The organism is Brevibacillus sp. AY1, assembly GCF_029870785.1.
Classification (GTDB): Bacteria; Bacillota; Bacilli; order Brevibacillales; family Brevibacillaceae; genus Brevibacillus; species Brevibacillus invocatus.
On the sequence record NZ_JAFLPN010000077.1, the window covers coordinates 1 to 7,103 of the forward strand.

At 46.0% G+C, this 7,103-nt stretch carries 5 protein-coding genes; all 5 read right to left on the reverse strand.

Going from position 1 to position 7,103, the window contains the following annotated elements; all coding sequences use genetic code 11:
- Positions 1 to 371: 371 nt before the first annotated feature.
- The 5 genes from JZI27_RS24435 to JZI27_RS24455 all read right to left on the reverse strand — a co-directional run bounded on the left by JZI27_RS24435 (position 372) and on the right by JZI27_RS24455 (position 6,877).
- Positions 372 to 1,460, reverse strand: coding sequence for an HD-GYP domain-containing protein (locus JZI27_RS24435; RefSeq protein WP_280209778.1), 1,089 nt, complete (start codon positions 1,458 to 1,460; stop codon positions 372 to 374).
- A 238-nt stretch (positions 1,461 to 1,698) separates the two neighbouring features.
- Positions 1,699 to 4,203, reverse strand: coding sequence for a DNA gyrase subunit A (gyrA, locus tag JZI27_RS24440; RefSeq protein ID WP_251245402.1), 2,505 nt, complete (start codon positions 4,201 to 4,203; stop codon positions 1,699 to 1,701).
- 227 nt (positions 4,204 to 4,430) lie between these two features.
- Entirely contained in the window at positions 4,431 to 4,823 is a 393-nt protein-coding gene (locus tag JZI27_RS24445) for an ATP-binding cassette domain-containing protein (protein ID WP_280209779.1), read from the reverse strand.
- 225 nt (positions 4,824 to 5,048) lie between these two features.
- Complete coding sequence (locus JZI27_RS24450) at positions 5,049 to 5,264, reverse strand: ATP-binding cassette domain-containing protein (protein ID WP_183185353.1); 216 nt, start codon at positions 5,262 to 5,264, stop codon at positions 5,049 to 5,051.
- Positions 5,265 to 5,608: 344 nt separating this feature from the next.
- Complete coding sequence (locus JZI27_RS24455; protein WP_280209780.1) at positions 5,609 to 6,877, reverse strand: MFS transporter; 1,269 nt, start codon at positions 6,875 to 6,877, stop codon at positions 5,609 to 5,611.
- Positions 6,878 to 7,103: the final 226 nt, after the last annotated feature.

A 7,103-nucleotide genomic window follows, 5' to 3' on the forward strand; every position in this document is an offset into this window, starting at 1 on the left:
ATCTGGTTCAAAGCTGGCAAATCATTTCATGATAGACTCATCAACGCTTTCGCTGTTCAGTTTTCAAAGAGCATGTTATTCGCTTAAGTGCGACTCACCCAGTATAGCACATCACCCAAGTGATTTGCAAGATCTTTTTTCGAGATCTTTTTCAATCGCTTAGCAGCGACAATTCAATACTCTATCAAACAACTAACAACAAGTCAATAGCCTATTTTTTAAAATAGATGTTTTTCCTTGTTGGCAGCTCCTCTTATCGGAGCGACAAGCCTTATCTTAACACGCTGGGAGTACGAAAACAAGATGTTTTTTAATTTAATTAAACTTTTTAAGCGTAATAAAAGGCGCCTCTTAACGAAGCGCCCATCCTTCTACTGTTCCATGACTTTTACGATTGATACATGACGAGATTCAGCCAAATTGACAATATGACCACCCGTTTCAACCATAGGTCTTGTCGGATGTTTTTTGTCTGTAAAAACAATCTTGCCTATGGTACCGTCGCTTAGTTCCACTAGGGTTCCCACAGCAAACTGCGTGATTCCATCTACGAACGTATGAACAATGGAAGGGTCCAGCTTTCCAAAGCTATCTTGTACCAATTGCTCTACAACCACATACGGGGACTTTGCCTTTTGATACACGCGATCCGAACACATTGCATGATAAACGTCGGCTACTGCTACGATTTTGCTGTATAGGTGCAGCTTGTTTCCCAGCAGTCCCAACGGATACCCTGATCCATCTTCCCGCTCATGATGCTGTAACGCGGCCAGTGCAACTCCCTCGCTCAGTCCGTGAGAAGCCTTGATGATTTGGTAGCCATATACAGTATGCTTTTTCATTTCTTCAAACTCTTCAGGAGTCAGCTTTCCGGGCTTTTGTAAAATCCTACGGTCAATTTTTGCCTTCCCAACGTCAAGCAAGGTACCTGCTAACGCCACCTGCATCCATTCTTTTTCCGGAACCTTAATCCATTTCGCAATCATATATGAAATAATCCCAACCGCGATAGCATGTTCGTAAGCATAGCTGTCCATCCGAGCATATCGACGCAGCGAAAGGAGAACCTGCGGCTGTTCCTGGAACTGAGCCAAAATAGGCGAAACCACTTCCCGCACTTCCATAACGGGGATATTATCGCCACCTTGCACGCGAATCATCAGGTTTTTCAACTTCGTAACAGCTTCATTAAAATGTTCCTGAAAGGATGGCTTCTCGATAATGTTGACCGTTACTTTCGGAGCTGCCTTTTCTTCTACATGAGTTTCCTTTGGTTCTCCAACGTCAACATTCGTGTCTTCGATGGATACCTGTTTGATCATAAAAGCATCCAGAAACTCGATTTCCTTTTCATACAGAGGCGTCCCTTTCGTAAAAAGAAGCCCGCCGAGTGAAGTGTATACCTCTTCTGCTAATTTGGAACCATTCGTTAGTTTTCTTACATCCACGATGGGCAACTTTACTCACCATCCGATCCTCACAATAATGACTTGTACACCTTTTCCCAATTCTATACCTTTTTCAAACCAATGATAGAAAAATTACATGATTTCAATTACAAACTGAACTAATTATAGTATCGGTAAAAACTGTTTTTACTGAAGCTTTTTTCGAAAATGCTGGTCCTTCTTACGTGTAAAAAAGACGCTCCGCACAGGCGGAACGTCTTTCCTCTTGCAAACAGGCATATTCTCTCTATTCTTCGCCAGGTTCAGTCTGAGATGGGTCATCTAGAATAGGGGAACTATCGCTATCCTCTATATCTGCGTCATCCTCGTCCACGTTAGGAGGCACTTTGGCCACAGATCCTACCTGCTCATTTTCTGAGAGACGTATCAATTTGACGCCTTGGGTGTAGCGGCCCATGACAGAAATGCCTTTCATCTCTGTACGGATAATGATACCCGAAGTCGTAATGATCATGAGATCCTCTTCAGGTTCTACCACTTTCAGTCCTACGACACACCCGCTGCGTTCTGTAACATTATGCGTCTTGATTCCTTTACCACCACGAGATTGAATCCGGTATTCATCCACCGGTGTCCGCTTCCCGTAGCCGTTCGCCGTCACGATTAGCACTTCTGCTCCAGGCTTGATTACGTCCATGTCGATCACGTCGTCATCGTCATCCAGCGTAATCCCTTTTACCCCCGTTGCATTGCGGCCCATCGTGCGAACGTCGCTTTCCTTGTAGCGAACAGACATTCCATTCTTCGTTCCCATGATGATTTCTTGCTTGCCGTCGGTCAAGCGTACGCCGATCAATTCGTCATCCTCGCGCAGGTTCACCGCGATCAAGCCACCTCGACGAATGTTCTCATACGAAGACAGCTCCGTCTTCTTAATGATCCCCTTCTTGGTAGCAAAGAACAGATATCTCTCCTGTTCAAACTCCTTAACCGGAATCACCGCACTGACCCGCTCCCCTTTTTCGATCTGAATCAGATTGATGATCGGGGTGCCCTTTGCGGTCCGGCTCAAATCAGGGATTTCGTAGCCCTTCAGGCGATACACTTTCCCTTTGCTGGTAAAGAACATGATGGTTTCATGCGAGTTGGTGATGTAAAGATGCTCGACAAAATCGTCATCCTTGGTCCCCAATCCCTGTACCCCTCTACCTCCACGTTTTTGTGAACGGTAGGTGGTAACAGGCAGACGCTTGATATACCCATCATGAGTGAGGGTGATCACGACGTCCTCTTCCGGAATCAAATCCGCATCCTCGATATGATTTTCATCAAACGTAATCACCGTGCGTCGAGCATCCCCGAATCTTTCCTTGATTTCGGACAGCTCTTCGTGAATGATTGCATAGATTTTGTTCTCATCCGCAAGAATGGAACGCAGCTCACTGATTTTGGCCAACAGCTCTTGGTACTCGTTCTCAATTTTTTCACGTTCCAACCCTGTCAAGCGTTGCAAACGCATATCCAGAATGGCCTGCGCTTGCTCATAGCTTAAACCGTAGTTGGCTATCAAGCCTTCACGAGCTTCTTCCGTTGTCTGGGAAGCACGAATCAAGCTGATGATCTCGTCGATATGATCGAGTGCGATCCGCAAACCTTCCAAAATGTGAGCGCGGGCTTCTGCTTGCTTCAGATCGTACTCTGTCCGTCTGCGGACAATTTCACGTTGATGCTGCAAATAGTAATACAGCATGTCACGCAAATTCAGAACCCGAGGACGCCCATCCACCAGCGCCAGCATATTGACGCCAAAGGTAGTTTGAAGCTGGGTATGCTTGAACAGATTGTTCAACACAACCTTTGGAATCACATCTCTGCGCAATTCCATGACAATCCGCATACCTTTGCGATCGGATTCATCGCGAAGATCGGTAATGCCTTCCACTTTCTTTTCGCGCACCAGCTCAGCGATTTTCTCCACAAGTCTGGCTTTGTTCACCTGGTAAGGAATCTCTGTTACGATAATGCGTGGTTTTCCTTTTTCTTCATCAATCAACGTTTTGGCACGCATGATGATAGAACCCCGGCCCGTTTCATAGGCACGACGAATACCACTGTAACCGAGGATCTCCCCTGCTGTCGGGAAGTCTGGTCCCTTGATGATTTTCATCAGATCCTGAATAGTAATATCCGGGTTATCAATCATGGCAAGTACGCCATCGATGACCTCGTTCAGGTTGTGTGGCGGAATGTTTGTCGCCATCCCTACCGCAATACCTGATGCACCGTTCAGCAACAGATTGGGGAACCGGGAAGGGAGTACTACCGGTTCTTCTTTGCGCCCGTCGTAGTTGGGCACAAAGTTGACAGTCTCTTTATCAATGTCGCGCAGCAGTTCCAAAGCAACCTTTGAAAAACGCGATTCCGTATAGCGCATGGCCGCCGCCGGATCACCGTCTACAGAACCGAAGTTCCCCTGCCCCTCAACAAGCATATACCGCATGTTAAAATCTTGCGCCATGCGTACCATCGCTTCATAAATGGAAGAGTCTCCATGTGGATGGTAGTTCGCCATTACTTCCCCGACAACGTTAGCCGATTTACGGAACGCTTTGTCAGGTGTAAGACCCATGTCGTGCATGGCATACAAAATACGCCGATGGACCGGCTTCAATCCGTCACGCACATCTGGAAGTGCACGACTGACAATGACGCTCATCGCATAGCTGATGAACGACTCTTTCATCTCTTGACTAATGTCGACTTTGGGAAACCGAGCAGTTTCTTCTGCCATAAAGGGTAAACCTCCAACTGGTTTTCACAATACTTCATTATAGCACGAAAAAAGAAGGCGCGTCCAAATAATCACCTAGAATCATGGATAATACCGCCTTTTCATCGCGTTTTGAACTTTATTCTCCCATTTTCCACTTCCTAAGCTCCTTCAAGGTCTGCAAATATTCGTTTTCCAGCTCTTCTTTGAACGTAGAGGGTATCTCCCGGGCTGGTAGGGATAACTGACTAATCAATTTCGTCAGCTTTGTCTCCAAAAGCAGAATCTGTCCTTCGCGATTGAAAAACCTTGGCTAGCGCAACCTTGACTCTCTCCCCTCCACTCAAGAAGGATACTGGCTTATGGACAACTTCACGCTGAAATTGAAGTCGAGCCAGAGCTGTTTGGATAATCGTCAGGGAGTACCTGCTGCTTTTTTGTACGTTCTCCAAGATGGACAGGTCAGGATCAAGATGAACAAGCGATTGGTGAAAGTAGCCTACCTTTGCACGCTGCGATATCGTGATTCCGTCGCTTCTTCCGTAGATCATCGAGAGAAGTGTGGTTTTTCCGGTTCCATTTGCTCCGATCAAAGCCAGCTTTTGCCCGGTACGTACAGAAAAGGAAAGCTGCGAAAACAAGAGCTTTGCATCGTTTTTTAGGGTCATGTCCTTGCATTGAATGACTGTGCGGCTATGCTGTTCGCTCGTCAGCTACAGATCAAATTTTACTTGCGGCAGTTCTTTGGGTTTTTCCTTCTTTTGCAGTTGGGCTTACTTCCCAAATACGTGTACATATAGCATCAAGCAATTCCCGGTCATGGGAAATCAGCACCACGGCTCCCGGAAAAGAACGCAGGGAATCCTCTAGTTGTTGAAAGCCTGACAGATCGAGATGACTGGTACTTCTCCATGGTCAGGCTGCTGGTCGCCAGCAAGCACACTCATCAATGTCGTTCTCCCGGAACCATTCCTCCCTACAATCCCGATTCGATCGTCATTAGCTATCTCTAATTCTTCTGCTCGGAAAATTTGCCTGTCTCCATAGCTTTTTTCAATCCCTCGCGCCTTGAGCAATAGCATACACACGCCTCCTTTTACAAATAAAAAGACGCCGGAAAGATCCGACGCCTGTTTTACTGCATGACACCAAACACACCAGGTGTGACGATTGCCCAAGCAAAATAAAAAGGCTCCGACATTCACCGGTGCCTTTGATTCCAAGTTTGTTTGCATGCCATGTAACATGCAAAAAAAACTCGTTTTTTATGAGAGCATCCGATACATTTTCGTTACTATGAGGTTTTGACTATAAGTAACGAAATGCTGTTTCAATGGACTGCCCTCCTGAGATTTCATTTGATATACCAATATATCCCATATTATACCAAGCCTTCGGCGATTGCAACCTAAATCCTTTTTCCAAGCTACATGTTACTGGTTATTGCTGATGCTGGAGCAGATTTTCCTATTCTCATCACCATTAACGAAGCCAACAAACAGAACACACCAGCCACTACGAACATGAAGAAGTAACTGTTGAGGATCGTGTAAACGACGCCACCTCCGTAAGCTGCCACAGCTGCCCCGAGCTGATGAGCAGTAAATATCCAGCCATACATAATACTTCCTTGCTGTCTGCCAAAAATGTCACTAGCCAGTTTCACGGTAGGAGGAACCGTAGCTACCCAATCCAAGCCGTAAAAGACGATGAAAAGACCCAAGCCAAAGGCGTTGGAGTTCAACGCATAAGGAAGAAGCATAAGTGAAATACCGCGAAGGCCATAATACCAGAACAACAGCCAGCGACTGCTGAAGCGATCCGATAACCAGCCAGAGAAAGTCGTTCCAATAATATCGAAAATGCCAATCAAAGCAAGCAGACTCGCTGCTGTAACAGCAGCAATGCCGTGGTCCAGACACGCGGCAATGAAATGTGTTCCGATCAACCCATTGGTGGAAAGTCCACATATGAAAAAACTACCGGCCAACAACCAGAAATCCAGGGAACGCACGCCTTTTATCAACCCATTCACTGCAGCCTTGAATGGATTTTGAGTTGTTGTAGCTAGATCATCTTCCTCGATCGCCCCATATGCTTTTAGTCCTTTATCACTGGGTTTATCTCGCATCAAAATCCAGACGGCAGGAATCATGATCATGGCCACTGATGAAATGATCCAACTCGCGCTTCTCCAGCCCTCTGATTCCGCCATGCTAGCCAGCAAAGGTAAAAATAACAGCTGTCCTGTAGCTCCACTTGCCGTAAGAATTCCCATAACCAATCCGCGCTGTTTGGCAAACCAGCGATTTGCCACTATTGCCCCTAATACAGATGCTGTACAACCAGAGCCAAGTCCTACTACGACTCCCCAAAGCAAAGTCAGCTGCCAGGACGCATTCATCCAAGTTGTCAGCGATGTACCCATTGCTAAAAGCACAAGGGCGAGAATAGTAATTCTACGTATGCCGAATCGATCCATCACTGCTGCAGAAAATGGACCTACTAGTCCATACAAAAGTAGATTGATGGACAGGGCGAAGGAAATTGCAGACCTACTCCATCCAAACTCCTGTTCGACTGGAACCATGAATACTCCTGGCGCAGACCTGATCCCTGCTCCAATCAGCAAAATAAAAAAAGTTACCCCTGCCACAACCCATGCATAATGAAAGCGCGTTGAGCTTGGATTCATCTCTTTCACTCCTGAACATCCAGCATCTGAAAATTTCAACTATAATATACACACTATACGGGGTAAAGCTACTTAAGTAAATAAATCAACTTTTTGAAGTCACCTTGTTTCAACATAATTAGAAAACTTGGCTACGCCAAGCTTTTGGCGGGGCCTTAGTTGCACTTATACTATCTTCCGCTAATCTTTTTAGCGCTTTAGCGCACTTAAACTTTCCGATAGTACA